This is a genomic window from Sporosarcina thermotolerans, assembly GCF_042658975.1.
In the GTDB taxonomy this organism is placed as follows: domain Bacteria; phylum Bacillota; class Bacilli; order Bacillales_A; family Planococcaceae; genus Sporosarcina; species Sporosarcina thermotolerans.
Genome location: NZ_JBHSRM010000009.1, coordinates 1 through 22,604, shown reverse-complemented (window position 1 = coordinate 22,604; position 22,604 = coordinate 1). Strand labels below are relative to the sequence as shown.

The following is a 22,604-nucleotide window of genomic DNA, read 5'->3' as shown; positions in this document are numbered from 1 at the left end:
AATTTGTTCTTAATGGGGGAGAGGGAATGTTGAATATCACTGAAAACAAATTTGCCAATTATCCGCAACAGCCTCATGGCGGTAAATTAGTTGATAAGGTGTTGACTGGTCAAGAAAGGGACGACGAACTTGTTAGGGCAAAGCAGCTTCCGTCAATTATGGTGGATCTTGAGGCGGTCATCACGCTTGAGATGATTGCGACGGGTGTATTATCACCAAATGAAGGCTTCATGAACGAAGACGATTATAAATCCGTTTTGGAGAAAGGACGCCTAACAGATGGGACGGTTTGGCCAGTTCCACTCAGTTTCGCACCGACGGGTAACCGAAATAGCGAGATCATAAAGTCGCTTTCTGTTGGAGATGAAGTGACATTATCCAACGAAATTAATGAACCGGTGGCCATTCTTAAGATTGAAGATATCTTTGCATACGATAAAGACTATCGCGCCGCCCATTTGTTTGGCACAACGGATCGCAATCATCCCGGAGTTGACGCGATTTATAGAAGGATGGGGAATGTCGCGTTGGGTGGTAAGATCCGTTTACTTAACCGCGTCGATTGGGGTCCCTTTGAAAAGCTGCGTTTGGAACCGAAAGATACATGGCATGAATTTTATGAAGTGAAAAAGTTCCGCTCCACTGCAGGCTTCATAACAGGGGCGAATCCATTGCACCGAGGTCATGAATATATTCATAAAAATGCATTGGAAGAAATTGACGGGTTGCTTTTGCAGCCATTAGTCGAGATGGCGAAGCGTGAGTATACGCGTCATGAATTCCGGATGCTTTCCTATCGCGCAGTATTGGATACATATTATCCAAAAGGTCGTTCAATACTAGCACCACTCCGTGTGACATATATCTTCGCTGGTCCTCGTGAAACCGTGCTGCACGCATTGATTATGAAAAATTACGGCTGTACACATGCGCTAATTGGCCGGGATCATGCCGGAATCGGGGATTATTACGATAAATACGCAAGCCATAGTATTTTTGATCAATTCAAGCCCGAAGAACTTGGGATCGAGGTTAGGTTATTCCATGAAGTCTTCTATTGCACACGTTGTGACACTCCAGCGACAGCGCAATCTTGCCCGCATGACGAAAAATATCGCATCAATATTTCCGGCACAGGCATTCGGGAAATGCTTCGCCACGGAATTATGCCACCGAAAGAAATTGTGCGTCCGGAATCCGCAAGAATTGCCATTCAAGGCGTCCAACCGAAAGGGCTCGATGAATTCGAGAACTCCATTTCACCAGTCGGTAAAACGATTAAAAGCATGTTTCCGTTCTACCTCAATCAAACAAGGCTTGGTGGCATGAAGCGCAAAACGCCTTTGACAGTGGAAGAGTTGACGAATTTCGATCTTGAGGCAGCAAATTTAGATGTCCGTGCAAATGCAGATAGGATTTATCGTGAGATTTTCGAAGAATATAGCAGCGTAGGCGATACGAACCGAAATATGCAACCTGAATGGGTGATGAATGCCCGCGAATCATTAATTGCCCAGCAGGAAATGGTCATTAATGATCTTAAGGAGAAGGTGAAACAAGCTCCTGTCACAGCTTCAGACGAATTCATGTACCAGGACAAGGGAGAAGCGGAACGAGAGTTAGATGTCGCTGAAAAGATTCTTAAGGATATCCCGAAAGCGCTTCGGGCGAATGATTTTGATTATCGTTCCTGGAATGCACTGCCCTATAAACGTTATCGCGGAAGTGACGAGCCTACGGAATAAAAAAAGAATTCCACCAGGAGAAGCCTGGTGGAATTCTTTTCATCTTTTATTGATAATCAACTGAAGTTTCTTTCACATGTTTCATCTTGCTACGCCCGATGGATAAGGAGATTACTGCACAGATGAAAGCGATAATGACAACAACGCCTCCGACAGTCGCTGTGCTGGTAACCGAATCAGTTTGGCCCAATACGAAACCGCCAATTCCCGAACCTACCGCAATCCCAATCTGTAAAGCAGAATTGTTGAGGCTTTGATGGATGTCAGAAGAAGCAGGGTCTGTCTGGATAATATAATCTTGTTGCGGTGGCGAAAGAGCCCAGCTCAAAGTGCCCCAAAACATCAAGATGACAATGAAGACCGTGAATGAGAATGTCGAATAGGGCAATATGAAAAGAACCAAAGCGAAAGCGCCAATTATAATGAGGATGCTTTTCTTCGAACCAATCCAGTTTGCAAGATTACCCCCAAGTGCACCCCCTCCGACCGCTGCAATCCCGAAAAGGAAATAGCAGATGCTGATCCAGTATTGGTTCAGGCTAAAATTTGTCTCCAAGAATGGTGTCAAGTATGCATAAACAGTATAATGACCGGCTAACATGAACATCGTCGCCAAATGCGCAAAAACTATTTTTTTATTCGCAAGTGCTTTTATTTGCGCAGAAAGTGGCTGAACTTCACCGCTTGGAACCTTCTCAAGGTAGAAAAAAATCAGAATGAAAGAACCGATTGAAAGAACGGCTATCCCTAAAAAGACGCTGCGCCATCCGAACGCATTCGTAATGAGAATACCGAGTGGCACACCCAATACGAGGGAAGAACTAATTCCCATAACAATATAACCGAGCGCCTTCGCACGGCGAGGGGCATCGACAATCCGCGCTGTAATCGTCAAGGAAAGAACGATAAGAAGTGCTGCACTCATGGAAGTGATAACACGGGCAATCATGACAAATGTAAAAGTGGGACTGAAAAAGGTCATAATATTACCGACAAAAAAGACAGCCATTGTATATAAATAAAGTTTTTTCCTTTCAATTTTCACAGTCAAAGATAATAAAACCGGTCCAGCAATGGCAAACACGAGGGCGTAGACCGATATGAGCTGCCCGGCTGTCCCGATTGAAACGTTTAAATCATCTGCAATAATCGGCAAAATGCCTCCGACAATCAATTCAACGAGACCGACTGTAATCGTAGAAATGGCAAGAATGATTACTCTAAAATCCATTGAAATTCCTCCTACTCATCTATACTGTGCGCATTCCGCGCGAAATAATTTTCGGAAAATAAAAAAACCCGATTACAAAGTAAGTTTTACTTTTGTAATCAGGATTTAACGGTTCCTGGTAGAGACCCTCAAACCATATTATTGAGGTTATACATATATAATCGTATGAAATTTTCCATTCTCCAATCTAACATGATTCGACAAATAGTTCAAGAAAAATTTCCTTTTCGCGACTCGATATGATTATATTAAGAAATGTATACGACATTCATTGGAGGTACCCTTATGTATGATCCGACAGTTTTTGAAAATTTAAAAGTAGCATTTGAAAATAAAATTTATGATTTAGATACGATTGATCGAGAAGTTACAATACGTAATCGATCGGATCTGATGGACTTCGCCACTCTTACAAGGAAACTTTCCATTCAATTTACGCTTCTCCATCAGAAGGATGTATCGGCGGAAGTTGTATTGCAGACCTCTTTACAAGATCTGGCAGATGAGATATTGGAAACTCCGGATAAAGATCCCGGCTGCTCATTGACATTGCATTTCACGAAATCTGTTCAACAGGTGGATGAGCAATGCCGGCAAATAGAGGAAGCATTAAATGTCATTTGGGAAAATGACATCAAAGTCACCCAAACGTTAAGTTTCGAATACGGAGATGAATCACCTGGTTACCTCAACTTGATCGAAGTGAAATTCAATACGAAAATCAACGAAGAGCATATGCAGGAGATTCCTGATTTCCTACATAGTGTCCTCCTAACATTAGGCGTACTAAATAGCATTTGATTTAGATAAATAATACCTATCCCGAATAAAGAAATCGCTATATAATGAGGGACATATGCAAATTTAACGAAGGAAAAGGTGTACAACATATGAGTTTATTAACAGTAACAAATTTAAGTCATGGGTTCGGGGATCGGGCGATTTTTGAGGATGTATCATTCCGTTTGCTACAAGGAGAACACATTGGACTAATCGGTGCGAATGGGGAAGGAAAATCCACATTCATGAATATCATCACCCGAAAGCTTGAGCCCGATGCGGGAAATGTCACTTGGGCAAAGCGAATGCGGGTTGGCTATTTGGACCAACATGTCGTTTTGCAGCAAGGGATGAGCATCCGTGATGTACTCAGAACAGCGTTTCAATACCTGTATGATCTTGAAGCAGAAATGAATGCACTATTCGCTAAGATGGGCGAAGTCGATGCAGATGAACTTGAAAAACTTCTTGAAGAAACAGGTCAGATGCAGGATGAGCTGACGAATAATGATTTTTACATCATCGATTCGAAAGTGGATGAAGTGGCAAATGGACTTGGCCTTGATGAATTCGGGCTTGAGCGTGACGTCCATGATCTAAGCGGTGGACAACGGACCAAAGTTTTGTTAGCTAAACTGCTTCTTGAGAAGCCTGACATCCTTCTACTTGATGAGCCGACGAACTATTTAGATGTCGAGCATATCGAATGGCTGCGTAATTATTTGCAGAACTATGAGAATGCGTTCATCCTCATTTCACATGATATTCCATTCCTGAACAGCGTCATTAACTTGATCTATCATATGGAAAATCAGCAGATTACCCGTTATGCAGGGGATTATGATGAGTTTTTACGTGTGCATGAGATGAAAAAGCAACAAGTGGAAGCCGCATTCAAGAAGCAGCAGAAGGAAATTGCGAATCTTAAGGACTTTGTCGCGCGTAATAAAGCGAATGCTGCGACAAGCCGAATGGCAATGTCCCGGCAAAAAAAGCTTGATAAGATGGAAGTCATCGAACTGGATGCGGAAAAGCCGAAGCCACAATTCGACTTTAAACTTGCCCGTACGCCTGGTCGTTATTTATTCCAAACGAAAGGTCTTGTTATTGGATATGATGAGCCACTTTCAAAAGAGTTGGATTTGACGATGGAGCGTGGGCAGAAGATTGCTTTGTCGGGGGCGAATGGTATCGGGAAGACGACACTTTTGCGAAGTATCCTTGGTGAAATTCCATCACTTGCAGGTTCCGTCGAACTTGGGGAACATCTTGAAATTGGGTATTTCGAGCAAGAGATGAAGACGGAAAATAACCGTACATGCTTGGAAGAAGTGTGGGATGAGTTCCCTCATTTCACTCAGTATGAAGTTCGCGCTGCGTTGGCGAGATGTGGTTTGACGACGAAACATATCGAAAGCAAAGTGAAAGTATTAAGTGGTGGAGAACGGGCTAAGGTTCGTCTTTGTAAGCTCATTAACCGTGAAACAAATCTACTTGTCTTGGATGAGCCGACAAATCACCTTGATGTCGATGCGAAAAATGAATTGAAACGTGCTTTGAAAGAATACAAGGGAAGCGTTTTGCTCATTTCACATGAACCTGATTTCTACGAAGGCGTTGTGACGGGCGTTTGGAATGGGGAAAATTGGACGACAAAGATGTTTTGATTGAAATAAATAGATAGGCACCCAAACGATTCGTTCGGGTGCTTATTTTTAAATATAGCCGTTGATCTTAGATTTGTTTTCCTGATGGATTTCCTCTTCCAACCCAGCTATCGCTTCCTTACGGTGTTGGTTCTTTTCCTTGATGGAAGCAAGTTCACTGCCCTCTGCAGTTTTCGCGGCTTCATTTGCCGCCTCCATATTGCTGATCGTCTTCTTCAGACGTTCCTCGTTATCGGCAGAGTCATTCGGTAATGGTCTAGGCATGTTCATTCCTCCTTCTTTATTCAATGAAATAGTCTTTCCTTGGTACGGGTAATTATGTACGAATAAAAACGACTTGGCTTCAGAAGGCCAAGTCGTTTTATTATTGTTCATTCAAAATCGCTTCCACAGTGGATTCAACTTCTTTGCGGTTCATTTTCTCTTGTCCGCTTTGCATAGCGTTTATCGTTCTATTTGCCAGCGCCAGTGGAATTTTGCAGAACAACAGAATGTTTTTATTTGAAATGGACTCGATATACTCATCCGCTTTTTTCAAATTGGCTTCCGCGTATTCGAACAACTCTTTTCGTGTCCAACCATCCGGGATGAAATGCACACCGCGATCTGCATCTTCGTCCTGATTGCGAAGCATGTTCACCGCCTGTAGGCCGCGGCCGTACCCGATAGCAAGTTCCCGATCCGTTTTCGTGCCATCAAATTGCTCCCAAATATCGGATAACATCACACCAACAAGGCCTGCGACATAATAGGTATATTCGTCAAGATCTTCCTTCGTTTTGATTACAAAATTCTTTTCGACCCACTTCGCCATGCCGTCCGCCATTATGCTAGTCGACTCTTTTACTTTTTCAACGATGCCGGCTGGACAGACGGTGAGCCAATCGCCAAGCCTTAGCGTGACTTCAGGCAATAGACTTTCATACGGCTTCAGTAAATCCCTGTATGCGGCTACATCAAATATATCGTTCTGCAAAAGCTTACTCGTAGACCGAAGTAAATACTGCTTGCTATCTGGCTGCAATTCCTCGTGATCCTCGATTTCATCAATCGCACGCATACATAAGTAGGCGGAGCCCACTGTCTTGCGCAACGTTGGATTCAGCAATTTAATCGGTATATAAAAGGTCCTGCTCGTAAGCTTCAGTATATGCATTGCTTCTTTTTGCAATTTTGCCTCGTTCATCAGTTGGATCCTCCTTCATTACTAAAAAAGAAAATACGTCTCATGCGTTATTATGATTATCATACACTATTCATTAAGGGACTTGCCAATTCTATAGATAGGAAATATCTAAAAGAATATTTTTACAAATGAACAAAAAATAAAGTTAAGGTCCAACTAAATTTGTTGAGAAAGTATTTTGAATATGAGATATTATCTAAGGAAAGTTTTCGATTCATGGCATATGCTCTAATGCATACCTTGCCTTGGTCTGGAAACGATATGTATAAAGGAGATTTTATAAGATGACTATTAAGGTTAAGGCGATTATAGGTAGTACAAGTTCTAAATCAGTCAATTTAGGTGTGGTTGAATTTTTAAGGAAAAAGTATGTAGGAAAATTGGAAATCACTCCTGTTTTCATCAATGACCTAACGATGTTTTCAGTGGACTTGGAAAGCAATCCTCCGGAAATCGTTACTGAATTCATGGATAACATAAGGGATTCGGACGCAATTCTTTTCGCTGTTCCCGAATACAATTACTCGATTCCTGGCGTATTGAAAAATGCCGTCGACTGGCTATCACGAAGCAACTTCGCTATAAAAGATAAGCCTGCATTCATGATCGGGGCTTCGGCGGGAGTGTTAGGTACAGTGCGTGCACAAATACACTTAAAACAAATACTTTCTAACCCGATGCTTTCACCTGCACTTTTGCCTGGAAATGATGTATTCATTGGTTCGATTCAACAAAAAGTCGATGAGATTGGACAATTGACAGACCAAGCGACGATTGATTTCTTGGATAAAGTTGTGAACAACTTTATCGAGTTTTATTCAAAGACTAAAGCGTTTGCTGAACTTCAAGCATAATTTTAAAAAATGGCCTGCCTTGAGTTGCTCAAGGCGGCCTTTTTTATTAGTTAGAAAGAACGGGGGATTTTGAAGCTGCTGTTAGGGCTTGCTTTAAGTCGTCAATTAAATCTTCAGCTTCTTCCAACCCTACGGAAAAACGCAATAGCCGTTTGTCCACTCCACGTTTTTCCCTTTCCTCCTCAGGGATATCAGCATGGGTTTGTGTCGTCGGATATGTAATGAGGCTTTCTACACCGCCGAGGCTTTCAGCAAAAGTAATAAGGTGTAAGTTCTTGAGAAACGGACCGATCCATTCGCTGTTTTGAAGTCGGAAGGAAATCATTCCACCTTTTCCTGCATAAAGGACATCCGCTATAAGCGGTTCATTTTCCAAATAGGCGACGAGCTCCTTTGCATTTGCGTCATGTTGTTTCATCCGTACATGCAATGTCTTTAATCCGCGGACGACAAGCCATGAATCGAAAGGGGATAGCGTGGCGCCAATCGCATTATGGTTTTCGCCTAAAAGATTGCATAATTCTTCCCCTTTCGCAACAACAAGTCCGGCCAATACATCATTATGACCACCGATGTATTTTGTCGCGCTATGGATGACGATATCCGCACCAAGTTCAATTGGGCGCTGATAGAAAGGCGTTAAAAACGTATTATCGACGATTAACAGCAACCCGTGTTTCTTCGCAAGCGCCGCGTATTTTTCAATATCTATTTCCAGCATAAGCGGATTCGTCGGTGTTTCGATAAAAAGTGCTTTTGTGTTCTCTGTGATAAGCCTCTCTGTTTCTTCTACATTTTGAAATGAAGTATAGAATGTCGTAATGCCATATATATTGGCATATTGTTTGAACAGACGATAGGTACCTCCGTATATGTCGTCAGGTGCAATCAGTTCATCTCCAGGCTTGAAGATGGAGAGGGAAAGTTGGATAGCTGCCATCCCGGAACTGCATGCGTAGCCTCGGTCGCCGTTTTCCAAATTGGCAATTCCTTCTTCGAGGATTGTCCGTGTTGGGTTTTTCGTCCTTGTGTAGTCGTATCCTGTGGAGAGCCCTAAGCCGTCATGTTTGTAGGCGGTGGAGAAGTGGATTGGGGGATTGACTGCTCCTGTTCTCGGATCGCTATGATTTCCTAACTGTACCAATTTCGTGTTTATGCTATGATTTGTCAACATGTCCATCTCCTTTGGTTTATCGATATAAAAAGGCCCTCTTCGAATAAGAAGAGGGCCTTCAACGGTTGTTGAGATCAATCTTCTTATCTTCAAGACGGGGTCGTCTTTTGGAATTAGCACCATGCCAAATCGAGCTGGTTGCTGAGACTTCGTCGGGCCAAATCCCTCCGTCTCTCTTGATAAGAAACAAAATATATAATTGTTGGAAAAATGATTTATCTAAAATTACCATGATTCTGTATAGATTGCAAGAGAGCTCTGAAAATAACTTTATAAATGATTTGCTATAATGGGGTCATGTTGAGTGGTGAGGGGGATTTTTATTGGCTTGGCTTTATGTTTTATTGGCGGCGATCATCGAAGTGTTTTGGGTGATTGGACTTAGGTATTCCGACTCCGCCATAGAGTGGGCGGGGACTGTTGTTGCGATCATCATCAGCTTTTACGCAATTATAAAAGCATGTGAGAAGCTGCCGTCGGGGACAGTTTATGCGGTTTTCACCGGTTCTGGAGCTGCGGCGATTGTGTTGGTCGATTTTCTGTTTTTCAATGCGGAGCTTTCCATCATGAAGGTGTTTTTCATTGCAATTATTATCGTCGGTGTTATTGGGATAAAGATGACTTCCGTTGAGTCAATCCCGGTGGAAGAGGGGGGCGAATGAAATGGCATGGGTTTATCTTGTCATCGCCAGTTTAGGCGAGATTTTCGGAGTCATGTCCATTAACTTATATTTGCAAAAGAGGTCATGGCAACGATTGATAGTAATTGTCGCTACATTTTCAATAGGATTTTATTTTCTATCGCTTGCGATGCGTGAAATTCCGATGGGGACTGCGTACCCAGTTTGGACTGGATTAGGTGCTGCGGGGGCTGTCTTGATGGGCATTTTGTTTTTCAAGGAAGCAGCTGGATGGAAACGGATCCTTTTCTTATGCTTAATCATCGGTGGGGCAGTCGGGTTGAAATTATTTGGATGAAAAAAAGGGCGATTCAGTCGCCCTTTCGCTCACTCGGATATCGTTTCAAGTGCACTCATTGCTTCTTCTCTTTTCTTCGATAAACCTTTTCCTAATTTTACTACGATATAGGCAGTTAAAATTGAACTGATAACAAGTAGGACAGACAATGTGCTAGCATTGTTAATAATATCCTCACGCGTTGCGATAACCACGCCATCGAACCATGAGGCTGGCAAAAATGAAGAGATCACAGCAAGCGTGTTGTTCAATATATGCATCAAAATCGGTAGTAAAAGGTTTCCGGTTCGCAAGTAAAGTAGACATGCGATAAGTCCGAATAGGAAAGCGCCGATCATATCGGCATGCAAAACCCCGAAAAGGATGCTCGATATCAAAATACCGCCCCACATTGATGTTTTCTTCATGAAGCGATGCAAGAAAACTCCCCGGAAGACGAATTCCTCGACAATCGGGCCCAAGATGGTGATAGCAATAATTTCAGTTACCAATAAGACGGGATTCGTAGGCATTGGCACTTCAGTCATTAGAAAATCAGCAAATGCCGGGAGTATTGGGTCAACGACAAAGACGAGCAACCAAAATGAACTTAAAGAGAGTACGATAGATACAATGACGATGCCAACTATGGCTGGACCCCACGGTTTTATCCCCTTGAAGAAAACCGTATCCCGAATCACGTTCGGATACTTATTGAAATAATACCCGAAAAAAATTGCAGGTATAATCGCATAAATAACGATATTTGCAGCAGCTCCGAAGAACTCCTCGTTAACTCCGACCCCAACTGTAAATACAACTAAAACAAGTAAACTTACAACCGATAACGCGAATAAATAACGGATTTTCATCTCTTCAAACAAGAAAACACCCCCTTGATTAATCTTAGGCGAACTGGAATGATATGTCACTATGTTATATGAATCGATAAAATAGTCTATCTCATTTTAACCGTTTCGCTCTGATCATTTGCATCCTCCCATTAAACAATGTTGGGTAAGAGAGAAATCCTAACATGATACTTGTAACGGCAGCCGTTGCCAATAGAAGAAAGAGGATGATCAGTTGGAATTGCACTGCCTGCATAGGGTCGGCGCCAGCTATTATTTGACCGCTCATCATACCAGGTAGCTGAACAAGACCAATCGTTTTCTGGCTTTCTATCGTTGGAATCAAGCTTGATTTAATGGCATTGATGAGCTGTTGATGAATGGCCTGCTTCGGCGTCCCTCCAAGAGAAAGGATCAACTCTATTTCATCGCTATTAGATTCAATTTCCGAAGAAAAACGATTCAGGAAAAGAATGGAGAGTACCATTGAATTGCCGATTAACATGCCGCTAATTGAAATGATGAATTGAGCGGTGGGTGGAACAATTTGCAGGCCGATTAAAAGACCTTGCGTTAGCAGTTCAACGGTTATAAATGTAACAATCAGTTTCCATGTAATGCCCCGAATCCCTTTCCCTTTCTTTCGAGCATTTTGCGTCGCAGCGGCAATCATTAGAACTACCATTAAGATGATGAATAAAAAGTTCTCCGAATCGAAGACGAACTTAAGTACATAGCCGACAAGCAATAACTGGATAATCGATCGTACAGTGGCAACGATCGTATCCTTTTCAAGCCCCAATTTCAGTGTTTTAGAAAGAAGCAATGGAATCAGTACGAAAATAAGGGTTAAGGATAATGCATAGTAGCTCAATTTCCTTCCCCCTTTAAAAACCCTTGTACTTTCACGTTCTTTGAAGTTTTCAATAGATTGGCATTGCCCGCCTCAATCAGATTACCGTCCATTAATACCCAAACGTAATCCGCCATCCTCATTGCCTGCTCCAAGTTATGAGTAATCCAGATGATTGAAACGTCCCGCTCTTGTTGAATCCTTCGAATCAAAACTTCTATTTCTTGCAAAGAAACTCGATCCAAGGCGGAGGTTATTTCATCTAACAAAAGAACCCCGGATTGATTGGCCAAAGTCCTGCCAATCGATACTTTTTGACGTTGTCCACCCGATAAATCATTTACATTAAAATCTAAAAACTGTAAACCCAATCCTACCGATTCAAGCAGTTCAATTGCAATTTCCCTTGGTAAGTCCAATCCTTGCAAATGTAGGGGGAGCGCCAGATTATCATAGACTGTCCCTTTAATCATCGGGGAGTTTTGCAGTACAATACCCACATGGCGACGCAACCTATTAGGATCCATGTCTTTGATTGGTTGATCTTCAACATAGATTTCACCCTCATTCGGGGAAAGAAGGCCATTGCATAACTTGAGTAATGTTGTTTTCCCTGCACCGGAAGGACCGACCAAAGTCGTGATTTTCCCCATTGGAAAGGAGCCGGTAATATCTTTCAAGATGGAATTGTCATGAATTGTGTAACTAACATGGTTGAAATGGAGTGCTGGCTTATAAGCAGACATCAAGGTCATACCTCCGTTTTTTGCACGATTTCCTTAGACTTTACCATAAATGAATAAGGACAACCTATCCAATGTAGTTTTACTTTATGTTATTTCCCATTTGAAATTGGGTAAATAGTGTATACTGTAAGCATTAGAAAGCGGAAGAAGGAGATTTGGCATGAGCTCGATTTATACAGACGACAGTTTGGCATTACATACCGATCTTTATCAAATTAATATGACGGAATCCTATTGGGCGGACGGTATTCATGAAAGGAAAGCGGTGTTCGAACTTTTCTTCAGGAACTTGCCGTTCGGGAATGGCTACGCGATTTTTGCAGGTCTTGAACGGATCCTTGATTATTTAAGAGATTTTCATTTCAGTGAAAGCGATATCGTATATTTGAGGGACGAACTTGGTTTTCAAGATGATTTCCTCACCTATCTAAAAGACCTACGTTTCACTGGCGACGTTTACTCCATGAAAGAAGGGGAACTTGTATTTGCCAATGAACCAATCCTTCGGGTGGAAACGACTCTCGCTGAAGCACAGCTTGTTGAAACGGCACTTTTAAACATCGTCAACTTCCAGACATTGATAGCGACAAAAGCGAGCCGTATCAAACAAGTTGTTAAAGATGATGTTGTCATGGAGTTCGGAAGCCGCCGTGCACATGAAATGGATGCTGCGGTTTGGGGAGCGCGTGCCGCTGTCATCGGCGGAGTTGAAGCGACAAGTAATGTACGTGCTGGGAAACGTTTTGGCATTCCGGTCGCTGGAACACATGCACATGCTATGGTCCAAGCATATAAAAGTGAATACGAGGCATTTCATTCATACGCTAAACGCCATAAGGATTGTGTGTTTCTTGTTGATACGTACAATACGTTGAAAATTGGCATTCCGACAGCTATCCAAGTTGCTAAAGAGCTTGGGGATAAAATCAATTTCATCGGCATTCGACTCGACAGTGGCGACATCTCATTTCTTTCGAAAGAGGCGCGCCGTATGCTTGATGCAGCAGGATTCCCTGATGCGAAAATCGTCGTATCAAATGATCTTGATGAATACACCATCCTGAACTTGAAAGCCCAAGGGGCAAAGGTCGATACATGGGGGATCGGAACAAAGCTGATCACAGCCTACGACCAACCTGCACTTGGTGCGGTCTATAAAATAGTGGCTATTGAAAATGAAAATGGTGAGATGGAAGATACGATCAAGATTTCGAACAATGTTGAAAAAGTGACGACTCCGGGCCAGAAAAAACTGTATCGCATCATTGATCGCGAGAATGGTAAAGCTGAAGGCGACTATATTACAATGCATGACGAAGATCCAACGGTCGAAAAAAGGATTAAAATGTTCCATCCTGTGCATACATTCATCTCGAAATTTGTGACGAACTTCGATGCCATCGATCTACATACAAAAGTGGTTGAAGGCGGGAAAGTGATTTATACGAATCCTTCATTGGATGAAATGCGTAACTATGCACATGAAAACTTGAACTTATTATGGGATGAATATAAGCGCTCCTTGAATCCTGAAGAATACCCTGTTGACCTAAGTCAAAAATGTTGGGATAACAAAATGCGCAATATCCGTGAAGTACAAGAGATGGTCGATGAGTTCTTGATGAAATAGGAGGTCCAGACATGACATTCCAAGAAGAGGTAATTGCTCAGCTAAAGAGCAAGCCCGATATTGATCCACAAGAAGAAATTCGTAAATCAATTGACTTTATGAAGGAATATGCCAAGAAAAATACATTTGTCAACGGCTTCGTACTTGGCATTTCAGGAGGTCAGGATTCGACGCTTGTTGGGAAGCTTGCACAAATGGCAGTCGATGAATTGAATGTGGAAAATCAGACAGACCGTTATAAATTCATTGCCGTAAGGCTCCCATATGGCAAACAGTTTGACGAGGATGACGCCCAAGATGCACTTGAATTCATGAAGCCGTCAGTAACATACACTGTAGACGTTAAGGAAGCAGTGGACGCCAGTGAACGAGCGCTTGCTCAAGCAGGCATCGTCATTTCCGATTATACAAAAGGAAATGAAAAGGCCCGGGAACGCATGAAAGTCCAATTTTCCATAGCAGCCACACTTGGTTGTGTCGTGTTAGGTACGGACCATGCGGCAGAAGCTCTAACTGGTTTCTATACGAAATTCGGGGACGGGGCAGCGGACCTGATGCCAATCTACCGGTTGAACAAACGGCAAGGCCGACGATTATTGAAAGAACTCGGATGCCCGGAGCATTTGTACATCAAAGTACCGACTGCAGACCTTGAAGACGACAAGCCTGCTTTGCCAGATGAAATTGCCCTCGGTGTCACCTACGAAGAGATTGATGATTTTCTTGAGGGGAAACAAGTTTCCAAGCTGGCACTTGAAACAATTGAAAAGCTTTACCGTAAGTCTGAACATAAGAGGCATATGCCTATTACGATTTTTGATGATTTTTGGAAATGAATACAAAACCCGCTATCGCCTAATTTCGATAGCGGGTTTTCTTATTGTGTAAACTCTTCGGTAGTTGTGGGTTTTATAGAATTATTGTATTATAAGGATACATTTTGTAAATTTTCGGACATGTTAAATAGAGAGAATCTAAAAACGGAGGAAATAGAATGACACATGCACATAAGATTGATAAAGTTTTAGCGAATATCGAAAAGGTAATGATCGGTAAACGGGACATCGCGGAGTTAAGTTTAACCGCTCTACTCGCAGGTGGCCATGTACTCCTTGAGGACGTGCCGGGTGTCGGGAAAACGATGATGGTAAAAGCATTGGCTAAATCGATAGGAGCCACTTTTAAACGAATACAGTTCACACCGGATTTATTGCCATCCGATGTCCTGGGCGTTTCGATCTACAATCCAAAGGAGATGGAATTCGAGTTCAGGCCGGGACCGATTGTAGGAAATATCGTTTTAGCAGATGAGATCAATCGTACTTCTCCGAAAACACAAGCTGCTTTGCTTGAAAGCATGGAGGAATCTTCCGTCACTGTAGACGGGGAAACTATTCGGATTCCACAGCCGTTTTTCGTAATGGCCACTCAGAATCCTATAGAGTACGAAGGGACATACCCATTGCCGGAGGCGCAATTGGACCGATTTTTGTTCAAATTAAAGATGGGATATCCAAAAAGGCTTGAGGAGGTGCAAGTTTTAGCTCGTGCAGAAAAAACTGTACCGATCGACCATTTGGAAACCGTTCTAACAATCCTGGAATTGACTGAGCTTCAACAAGCCGTCAAAGAAGTGAATGTCGATGACACCATCAAAACATATATTGTCGATTGCGCCTCGGAAACCCGCAATAACCCTTATGTGTACCTTGGAGTCAGCCCGCGTGGGTCACTTGCACTCATGAAATCTTGCCAGGCCTATGCACTGATTAAAGGAAGAACATATGTGACGCCTGATGATGTAAAGTATTTGGCGCCGTTTGTTTTTGGCCATCGTATTATCCTTAAATCAGAGGCAAAATATGAAGGAATAACTGCGAATGAAATCGTGGAGAGAATTCTTACACGAGTTAGCGTTCCGATTGAACGGGTAAAATTGAAATGAACAAAGGAAGAAAACTGCTATCGATGACAGGTCGCTTTGCGTTCATCGTCAGCCTCTTCTTTTCTGTGTATGTTTTTGCGATGTTTCAAGGTGGGAAAGTAAGCTGGACGATATTTTATATGTTGACTCCCTTCCTTTTGTATTCAATCATTCTCTTTGTCTATCCGATTAATACGATAAAGGCGGAACGCATTACACGTTCGCATGTTGTTAAGAGTGGAGGGAAGCTAACGGTTACCGTTAAACTTCATCGTTCGTTTCCTTTTCCATTGCTCTATACCGTAGCCAGTGAACAATGGGTAGATTCCGAGTTGGCGGCGAATGCAAACAACCGGACAAAGCATATTTTTATCTTCGGATTTAAAAAAGAAGTTGAATGGTCTTATGAAATCGAACGTATGCCAAGAGGGGAACATATTGTCGAGGGAATCGAAATAGAAGTAACTGATTTTTTTGGCTGGATTCAAAAAAGAGGATTTATAGATTTAAAGGATACAATCCTTGTCTTCCCAAATACGACACCGATGCATTACGCCCCGATCAATGCCCAGTATGACCGTGGATCGCTTGCGTCTCCATTCTCTCTTATAAAGGATACAACGATGGCGACGGGAGTACGGGATTATCAAGCAGGTGACCGGGTCACTTGGATTCATTGGAAATCATTCGCACGCACTCAAAATCTGATGACGAAGGAATTTGAAGACCGGCAGTCGGAGGATCTTATCATAATGCTTGACAACCGGGAATCGGAAACCTTCGAAGAACAAGTTGAACTAACGGCGTCCATAGTAGAGGAAGCCTCAGGTACACAATCGAATATCGCATTCGTTTCAGCGGGGGCAGAAACATCCGTATTTCCATTCATCAACTCTGCGGATCAGCTGCATGATGTTTTTGTGCATTTGGCAAAAGTGAGGCCGATACCTGCGGAGGACGTGAATCCATTAGAATCATTTACATTTACAGCTGTTGCTGGAAGTGTTGTCCTCGTAACTGGAAGTCCGGATTGGCCTTTTGTTCAATCAGTGATGGGGTTTGTTAAAAATCGAAAATCCGTCATTTGCTTTGTTGTCGTAAACAAAACTGTTCCGGTTTCAGAGCGATTACAGGAACAGATTAGATACGCGGAATCGAAGGGAATCACAATTCATGTCTTAGGTAAAATGCAATTTTCCGATGCGTTCAAGGAGGTGGCGAATTTATGAAAGACGGAAAGACGGATATTCGCTTTCTTATACTTATGTATGCGCTCGCCTTTATTTTGCTATGGGAATGGCTATTGCCAGTCATTGAACTGACGGATACCGAATATATAGGGATTTTTCTTTGGTTCATCGGACTATCCTTTCTTTTTAGATTAATAGGGATGAAGTGGTGGCTAACTGTTCCATTGAGTATCCTTTATCTTTTCTGGTCGATTCATTTTGTTTTTTTTCACACCATTTTTTTAACAAAAGAATCCACGAACCTTTTAGCGAAGGATCTATTATCGAACTTTTCAATTGTTGTTAGTGGTGATTGGCAGAGCATCACGAATCCAATGCGGACTGTCCTCTTTTTCATACTTTTATGGATGACAATTTACTTGATCCGACATTGGATAGAAGTGCGAAAGAGCATACTGCTTTTTTATGCGATGACGGTCTTTTTCATCTCTGTGTTGGATACATTCAGTTCATATGTTGCGGACGCGGCAATTTTCCGCATTATGGTTACCGGTCTATTATTAATCGGTTTATTGACCATTTCGCGTTTAACTGAAAAACATGACAGGAGATTGAATACAGGAATGTTCGCGGCCTTTTCAGTCCCTTTATTATTTGCGGTAATTGTAAGCAGTACATTCGCAAGTTTCATGCCTGAAAAAGACCCAGTCTGGGCGGATCCAATTCCTTTCTTGAAGTCAGCAGTTCTTGGCGAAGGGAGCGGAACTGGTGGCTCTGCCGCGAAAAGTGGATACGATTCCGATGATTCAAGGCTTGGCGGTGCCTTTTCAGAAGACGATACGTTAGTCTTTACAGCCACGGTCCCACGGAAGCAGTATTGGAGGATTGAAACGAAAAATACGTATACCTCAAAAGGTTGGGAGCAACAGTTAGTAGAAAACCCGCCTGTCACTTATGTACCCGGTGCTATTCTGCAACAGGTTGATTATTCTGAAGCCGACAATAATCTACATGCAGAAATTAGCATGAGGGAGCAATTGCCTTATCTCGTTTATCCATACGGGACATCCATAGTTCATGCAAGGACAGACGTATTGCTTAAAAAGCAAGAGGAGACCGGCCAGCTGTGGGCGATAAAGGATGGGGGAAATTATGACTTAGATTCGTTTAGTGTCGATTTTACTGAGCGAACCTATAGTCTGAAGGCGTTGCGTGAAGTGACAATGGAGAACTATCATTCTGATTCCGAAGTACCGGAACTCTCCGAATACCTGCAGCTTCCTGAACAATTACCAGAACGCGTCCGGGAGCTCGCGATGGATATTACAGGAAAAGAAGAGAGCGTTTATGAAAAAGCCAAATCAATTGAACGATATTTTACAAGAAGCGGATTTTCCTATGATCAGCAAAATGTAGCTATCCCAAGAGGAAATGAGGACTACGTGGATCAGTTCCTATTTGATACGAAAAGAGGGTACTGCGACAACTTTTCAACATCGATGGTCGTCATGCTAAGGTCGGTCGATATTCCTGCAAGATGGGTAAAGGGTTTTGCGCCGGGCGAAGGAAAGGCAAACTCGAATGGGAAAATCGAATATAAAATCACCAACAATGAGGCACACTCATGGGTGGAGGCTTATATTCCAGGATTCGGTTGGGTACCTTTTGAACCGACCATCGGATTTTCTAATCCTGCCGATATCCAATATGACCTTGAATCGGATATAAGTGACACAGAAATTCCAAATTTGGAAGAACGCGAAAGACCGGAGCCAAAACAGGATGAAACACCAGTGGCTAAAGCAAAAGACTTGGGTGGTTTTGGTTCTTTCATGAAATCAGTAGGCGATTACTTGCAAAAACACGCTTGGGTTGGAATTATAAGCATCCTCTCGTTGTTGTTTATTGTTTGGCTAATTTACAGGAATCGCGGAAAGTGGGTTCCGAAGCTGTTAGTTCATTCCCTTCGAAAAAGAAAGCCGAATTGGGTTCAATTCACGAAACAATACAAAAGCCTACTTAAGCAATTGGAACGTTTCGGTATTATGAGAACCGATAGCATGACGCTTGCGGAATATGCAAAGACTGTTGATACTTACTTCGGCGGAAGACAAATGGGTAAACTAACCGAAGTGTATGAGCAAGGGCTTTACGGCGGATATACAAATCATCAAGATTGGGCAAGTTTACAGGAAATATGGGAAGATTTAATCATTAGAGCTACTGGTTGATTTTTACTGAATCGAGGGGTATGATAGGAAAAAATGAACAACCGATAGCCCTCGTATAAGTCTGATAATATGGTTCGGACGTTTCTACCAAGTCACCGTGAATGACTTGTCTATGATGGCATGGATGGATTTGTCTATTTATGCCTATTGTAGAATGGTAAGACGCGTGGAAAGGAAGTACTTTCTAACGCGTCTTTACTGATTTTAAAGGCATCGGAAACTACTTTGGAAGAGGTGGATCAATTGTCAACGGCTCCTTTATTGATCGAACAAGAAAAGATTGTAGTAATTGATTTCGGTAGCAAATATAACCAACTGATCACGCGGACGATACGTGAGTTAGGCGTTTACAGTGAATTACACCCTCATACAGTAACAGCTGAAGAACTTAAAAGCATGCAAGCTGTCGGAATTATTCTTGCCGGTGGCGAAAAGGAAGACATGTTTAGCATTGATTCCTCATTGTTCGACTTAGGCATCCCTGTCCTTGGAATCGAATCAGGGGCACAATTCATTGTGAAGCATTTTGGAGGAGCTTCAGAACTGTTAGACGGTTTCTCTTCAATCGATGAAGAAAAACAACTTTATGGCATGCGCCTGCATCCGGATGCCGAAAAAACAGACAATCTGAAAGGAAAAATCCAACATTTTGTTGAAGACATTTGCGAAACAAATGCAAGTTGGTCGATGCAAACCTTAATTGAAATCGAAGTTGAAAAGATCCGTTCCCAAGTTGGCGATCGTAAAGTCCTTTGCGCACTAAGTGGCGGCGTCGACTCATCGGTTGTTGCTGCATTGATCCACCGTGCAATCGGTGACCAGTTGACTTGTATTTTTGTTGACCATGGTCTTCTTCGTAAATTTGAAGTTGAAAGTGTTGTAGATACGTTCAGCAATCAGTTCCATATGAACTTCATTAAAGTGGATGCACGTACACGCTTCTTGGACAAGCTGAAAGGCGTAACTGATCCAGAGCAAAAACGTAAAATCATCGGCAATGAATTCATATATGTATTCGATGAGGAATCAGCGAAGCTTGAAGGAATTGACTTCCTTGCACAAGGTACAATTTATGCAGATATTATCGAGAGTGGAACTGCGACAAAAGAAGTCATCAAATCCCATCATAATGTAGGCGGTCTACCTGAAGATATGGAATTCGAATTAATCGAGCCATTGAAGGCGCTGTTCAAAGATGAAGTGCGCGCAGTCGGTGCTGAACTTGGTCTTCCCTCCGAAATCGTACATCGCCAGCCATTCCCGGGACCGGGACTTGGAGTTCGCGTTTTAGGAGAAATCACGGAAGAGAAGCTTGACATTGTCCGTGAAGCAGACTGGATTCTTCGTGATGAAATTGCTAAAGCCGGTCTTGATCGTGAAATTTGGCAGTACTTTGCAATCCTACCTGATATCCGAAGCGTTGGCGTCAGAAACGAAAAACGTTCTTATGATTACGCTGTAGGTCTTCGCGCGGTACATTCCGTAGATGGCATGACTGCAGATTGGGCAAGAATCCCTTGGGATATTCTTGAAAAAATTAGCACGCGAATTACAACTGAAGTAGACCACGTCAACCGTGTAGTCTACGATATTACAGGAAAGCCACCTGGCACAATCGAGTGGGAGTAAAACTTAATAAACACATCGTATAATCTTGGGAATATGGCCCATAAGTCTCTACCGAAACACCTTAAATGTTTCGACTACGATAGTTGAATTAGATAGGAGAAATCCTTTTAAATTAACTGTCATTAGGGAAGTATACGAGTACGTGTCGTATGCTTCTTTTTTTATTTAAGACACTATGAAACTTTGAATATATTAAAAGGACGGTTAATTATGAAGAAATACTTTGAGTTCGAAAAGTTAGGGACGAATTACCGCAGGGAATTTATTGGGGGATTAACAACGTTTTTGGCGATGGCTTATATATTGGCGGTTAATCCGATCATGCTTTCATTGGAAGCTGTTCCAGATTTACCTGAAGCGATGCGCATGGATAAAGGCGCCGTTTTCGTCGCGACAGCACTTGCCGCAGCAGTCGGTTCCTTATTTATGGGTTTGATCGCAAGATACCCGATTGGACTTGCACCTGGTATGGGATTGAATGCGTTCTTCGCTTTTACAGTCGTATTAACTTACGGAATTCCATGGCAAGTAGGTTTGACTGGCGTTCTATTTTCAGGAATTATTTTTATCATCTTATCATTATCCGGATTACGTGAACTGATCATTAATGCAATTCCTGCTCAATTGAAGTACGCGGTTGGAGCGGGTATCGGATTATTTATCACATTCCTTGGTCTTCAAAATGCCGATATCATTGTAGGGGATCCAAACACCCTTGTTGCACTTGGAGATTTATCCGCGGGCCCTACATTGCTTGCCATTTTTGGATTGGTCGTTACGGTGATCATGATGGTGAAAAAAGTCAATGGTGCCATCTTCTACGGAATGATCATGACTACCATTTTAGGGATGTTTGTGAAGTTAATTGATGTCCCAACAAAAATTGTAGATAAGGTTCCAGATGTTTCTCCGACTTTCGGAGCGGCTTTTGATGTGTTTTTCCAAGACCCTATGTCTTTAATGACAACTCAATTCCTTGTTATTGTCATTACATTCTTATTCGTCGACTTCTTTGATACTGCAGGAACGCTTGTTGCGGTTGCTACTCAAGCAGGTTTAATGAAGGAAGACAAATTGCCACGTGCAGGAAGAGCGTTGCTTGCAGACTCAATGGCTACTGTAACGGGAGCAATTTTCGGTACATCAACGACAACATCTTATGTTGAATCATCAGCGGGTGTCGCTGCGGGTGCACGAACAGGGTTTGCTTCTATTGTAACAGGCTTGCTTTTCATTTTAGCCTTGTTCTTCTCACCATTGCTCTTTATCATTACACCGGCAGTTACAGCTCCGGCTTTAATTATTGTTGGTGTTCTTATGGTGTCGGCTCTTGGAAATATTGAATGGACTAAATTCGAAATCGCAATCCCTGCATTTTTCGTCATTATCTTCATGCCGTTGTCTTACAGTATCGCAACAGGTATCGCAATCGGGTTCATCTTCTACCCAATCACTATGCTGTTAGCTGGTAGACGAAAAGAAATCCATCCGATCATGTATGCAATGTTTATTATCTTTATTCTTTACTTCATATTTATAAAGTAAGTTTTGTCGGAACGGTTCTATTGAGCCGTTCTTTTATATATGTCGTAATCTGCATACATAAAGGGTTTCCTAAGATAGGGGAGGGGGGTTGGATAAAAAGTTTAGTAAAAGTGTTGACGAAGTTAAATTGATTTGGTATAGTAATAAAGCAGTCGGGAGCACGACAAAAACCGACAGCAATAGACAAACAAATGAACCTTGAAAACTGAACAGCAAAACGTCAACAAATAAAGTTCTGGAGCCGACCCTGTCGGTGAAAAGAACAAAACGAATCTTCGGATTCGAAATTGACATCTTAAATGATGCCAGCAAGAAACTCGAGCTATTCGAATTTCTCTTTCATGGAGAGTTTGATCCTGGCTCAGGACGAACGCTGGCGGCGTGCCTAATACATGCAAGTCGAGCGGATTG

20 protein-coding genes, 1 rRNA gene and 4 riboswitches are annotated in these 22,604 nt (G+C 42.4%); of the genes, 14 read left to right on the top strand and 7 right to left on the bottom strand.

The features are described from left to right. Positions 1–26: 26 nt before the first annotated feature. Positions 27–1,745, top strand: a complete 1,719-nt coding sequence (locus ACFPZG_RS05515) for a sulfate adenylyltransferase (protein WP_317940863.1) — start codon at positions 27–29, stop codon at positions 1,743–1,745. Between the two features lie 46 nt (positions 1,746–1,791). On the opposite strand, the gene ACFPZG_RS05510 is transcribed toward ACFPZG_RS05515, so the two are convergent. Continuing rightward, a complete protein-coding gene (locus tag ACFPZG_RS05510) occupies positions 1,792–2,976 on the bottom strand; it encodes an MFS transporter (protein ID WP_283733970.1) in 1,185 nt (394 codons plus the stop codon). A 75-nt stretch (positions 2,977–3,051) separates the two neighbouring features. Beyond that, positions 3,052–3,151: riboswitch (purine riboswitch) on the bottom strand. Between the two features lie 110 nt (positions 3,152–3,261). Here ACFPZG_RS05510 and ACFPZG_RS05505 point away from each other — a divergent pair. Both ACFPZG_RS05505 and ACFPZG_RS05500 read left to right on the top strand, forming a co-directional pair. Then, entirely contained in the window at positions 3,262–3,777 is a 516-nt protein-coding gene (locus ACFPZG_RS05505; RefSeq protein WP_283733971.1) for a hypothetical protein, read from the top strand. An 89-nt stretch (positions 3,778–3,866) separates the two neighbouring features. Beyond that, on the top strand, positions 3,867–5,423 hold the full coding sequence (locus ACFPZG_RS05500) for an ABC-F family ATP-binding cassette domain-containing protein (protein WP_317940862.1): 1,557 nt from the start codon (positions 3,867–3,869) through the stop codon (positions 5,421–5,423). 48 nt (positions 5,424–5,471) lie between these two features. Here ACFPZG_RS05500 and ACFPZG_RS05495 read toward each other — a convergent pair whose 3' ends face one another. Continuing rightward, positions 5,472–5,687, bottom strand: coding sequence for a small, acid-soluble spore protein tlp (locus ACFPZG_RS05495; protein ID WP_283733972.1), 216 nt, complete (start codon positions 5,685–5,687; stop codon positions 5,472–5,474). A 100-nt stretch (positions 5,688–5,787) separates the two neighbouring features. Further along, on the bottom strand, positions 5,788–6,612 hold the full coding sequence (locus tag ACFPZG_RS05490; protein WP_283734578.1) for a phytoene/squalene synthase family protein: 825 nt from the start codon (positions 6,610–6,612) through the stop codon (positions 5,788–5,790). 281 nt (positions 6,613–6,893) lie between these two features. Here ACFPZG_RS05490 and ACFPZG_RS05485 point away from each other — a divergent pair, with 281 nt between their 5' ends. Continuing rightward, a complete protein-coding gene (locus ACFPZG_RS05485) occupies positions 6,894–7,463 on the top strand; it encodes an NADPH-dependent FMN reductase (protein ID WP_283733973.1) in 570 nt (189 codons plus the stop codon). A gap of 46 nt (positions 7,464–7,509) precedes the next feature. Here the strand turns inward: ACFPZG_RS05485 and ACFPZG_RS05480 are convergent, their stop codons facing one another. Further along, on the bottom strand, positions 7,510–8,637 hold the full coding sequence (locus ACFPZG_RS05480; protein ID WP_317940861.1) for a methionine biosynthesis PLP-dependent protein: 1,128 nt from the start codon (positions 8,635–8,637) through the stop codon (positions 7,510–7,512). Positions 8,638–8,717: 80 nt separating this feature from the next. Beyond that, a riboswitch (SAM riboswitch) is annotated at positions 8,718–8,823 on the bottom strand. A gap of 137 nt (positions 8,824–8,960) precedes the next feature. On the opposite strand from ACFPZG_RS05480, the gene ACFPZG_RS05475 reads away from it, so the two are divergent. Both ACFPZG_RS05475 and ACFPZG_RS05470 read left to right on the top strand, forming a co-directional pair. Next, the gene (locus ACFPZG_RS05475) at positions 8,961–9,299 is read left to right on the top strand and encodes a DMT family transporter (RefSeq protein WP_317940860.1); all 339 of its coding nucleotides are present in this window, start codon (positions 8,961–8,963) and stop codon (positions 9,297–9,299) included. A 1-nt stretch (position 9,300) separates the two neighbouring features. Beyond that, positions 9,301–9,615 (top strand): DMT family transporter, encoded by a 315-nt coding sequence (locus ACFPZG_RS05470; RefSeq protein WP_283733974.1) that lies wholly within the window; start codon positions 9,301–9,303, stop codon positions 9,613–9,615. Between the two features lie 29 nt (positions 9,616–9,644). Here the strand turns inward: ACFPZG_RS05470 and ACFPZG_RS05465 are convergent, their stop codons facing one another. The 3 genes from ACFPZG_RS05465 to ACFPZG_RS05455 form a co-directional block, all read right to left on the bottom strand. Further along, complete coding sequence (locus tag ACFPZG_RS05465; RefSeq protein ID WP_317940859.1) at positions 9,645–10,478, bottom strand: CPBP family intramembrane glutamic endopeptidase; 834 nt, start codon at positions 10,476–10,478, stop codon at positions 9,645–9,647. A 79-nt stretch (positions 10,479–10,557) separates the two neighbouring features. Then, positions 10,558–11,319: an ABC transporter permease gene (locus ACFPZG_RS05460; RefSeq protein ID WP_283733977.1), complete on the bottom strand. Its 762-nt coding sequence runs from the start codon at positions 11,317–11,319 to the stop codon at positions 10,558–10,560. After that, positions 11,316–12,044, bottom strand: coding sequence for an ABC transporter ATP-binding protein (locus ACFPZG_RS05455; protein WP_381426430.1), 729 nt, complete (start codon positions 12,042–12,044; stop codon positions 11,316–11,318). The genes ACFPZG_RS05460 and ACFPZG_RS05455 overlap by 4 nt, the downstream gene beginning before the upstream one ends. 160 nt (positions 12,045–12,204) lie before the next feature. Between ACFPZG_RS05455 and ACFPZG_RS05450 the strand changes: the two genes are divergently transcribed. The 8 genes from ACFPZG_RS05450 to ACFPZG_RS05415 all read left to right on the top strand — a co-directional run. Next, entirely contained in the window at positions 12,205–13,674 is a 1,470-nt protein-coding gene (locus ACFPZG_RS05450; RefSeq protein ID WP_317940857.1) for a nicotinate phosphoribosyltransferase, read from the top strand. An 11-nt stretch (positions 13,675–13,685) separates the two neighbouring features. After that, positions 13,686–14,510, top strand: coding sequence for an ammonia-dependent NAD(+) synthetase (gene nadE, locus ACFPZG_RS05445; RefSeq protein WP_283733978.1), 825 nt, complete (start codon positions 13,686–13,688; stop codon positions 14,508–14,510). A 158-nt stretch (positions 14,511–14,668) separates the two neighbouring features. Next, positions 14,669–15,619: an AAA family ATPase gene (locus ACFPZG_RS05440; protein ID WP_283733979.1), complete on the top strand. Its 951-nt coding sequence runs from the start codon at positions 14,669–14,671 to the stop codon at positions 15,617–15,619. Then, on the top strand, positions 15,616–16,827 hold the full coding sequence (locus ACFPZG_RS05435; RefSeq protein WP_317940856.1) for a DUF58 domain-containing protein: 1,212 nt from the start codon (positions 15,616–15,618) through the stop codon (positions 16,825–16,827). The genes ACFPZG_RS05440 and ACFPZG_RS05435 overlap by 4 nt, the downstream gene beginning before the upstream one ends. Further along, positions 16,824–19,019 carry a transglutaminase TgpA family protein gene (locus tag ACFPZG_RS05430; RefSeq protein ID WP_317940855.1) on the top strand — a complete coding sequence of 732 codons (2,196 nt, stop codon included), beginning with the start codon at positions 16,824–16,826 and terminating at the stop codon, positions 19,017–19,019. Before ACFPZG_RS05435 ends, ACFPZG_RS05430 begins: the two co-directional genes overlap by 4 nt. 31 nt (positions 19,020–19,050) lie before the next feature. Then, positions 19,051–19,152: riboswitch (purine riboswitch) on the top strand. Between the two features lie 110 nt (positions 19,153–19,262). Then, complete coding sequence (gene guaA / locus ACFPZG_RS05425) at positions 19,263–20,648, top strand: glutamine-hydrolyzing GMP synthase (protein WP_283733984.1); 1,386 nt, start codon at positions 19,263–19,265, stop codon at positions 20,646–20,648. Next, positions 20,644–20,745, top strand: a riboswitch (purine riboswitch). (Overlaps the previous gene by 5 nt.) 113 nt (positions 20,746–20,858) lie before the next feature. After that, entirely contained in the window at positions 20,859–22,193 is a 1,335-nt protein-coding gene (locus ACFPZG_RS05420) for an NCS2 family permease (protein WP_283733985.1), read from the top strand. A gap of 338 nt (positions 22,194–22,531) precedes the next feature. After that, positions 22,532–22,604, top strand: a 16S ribosomal RNA gene (locus ACFPZG_RS05415); the annotation flags it as partial.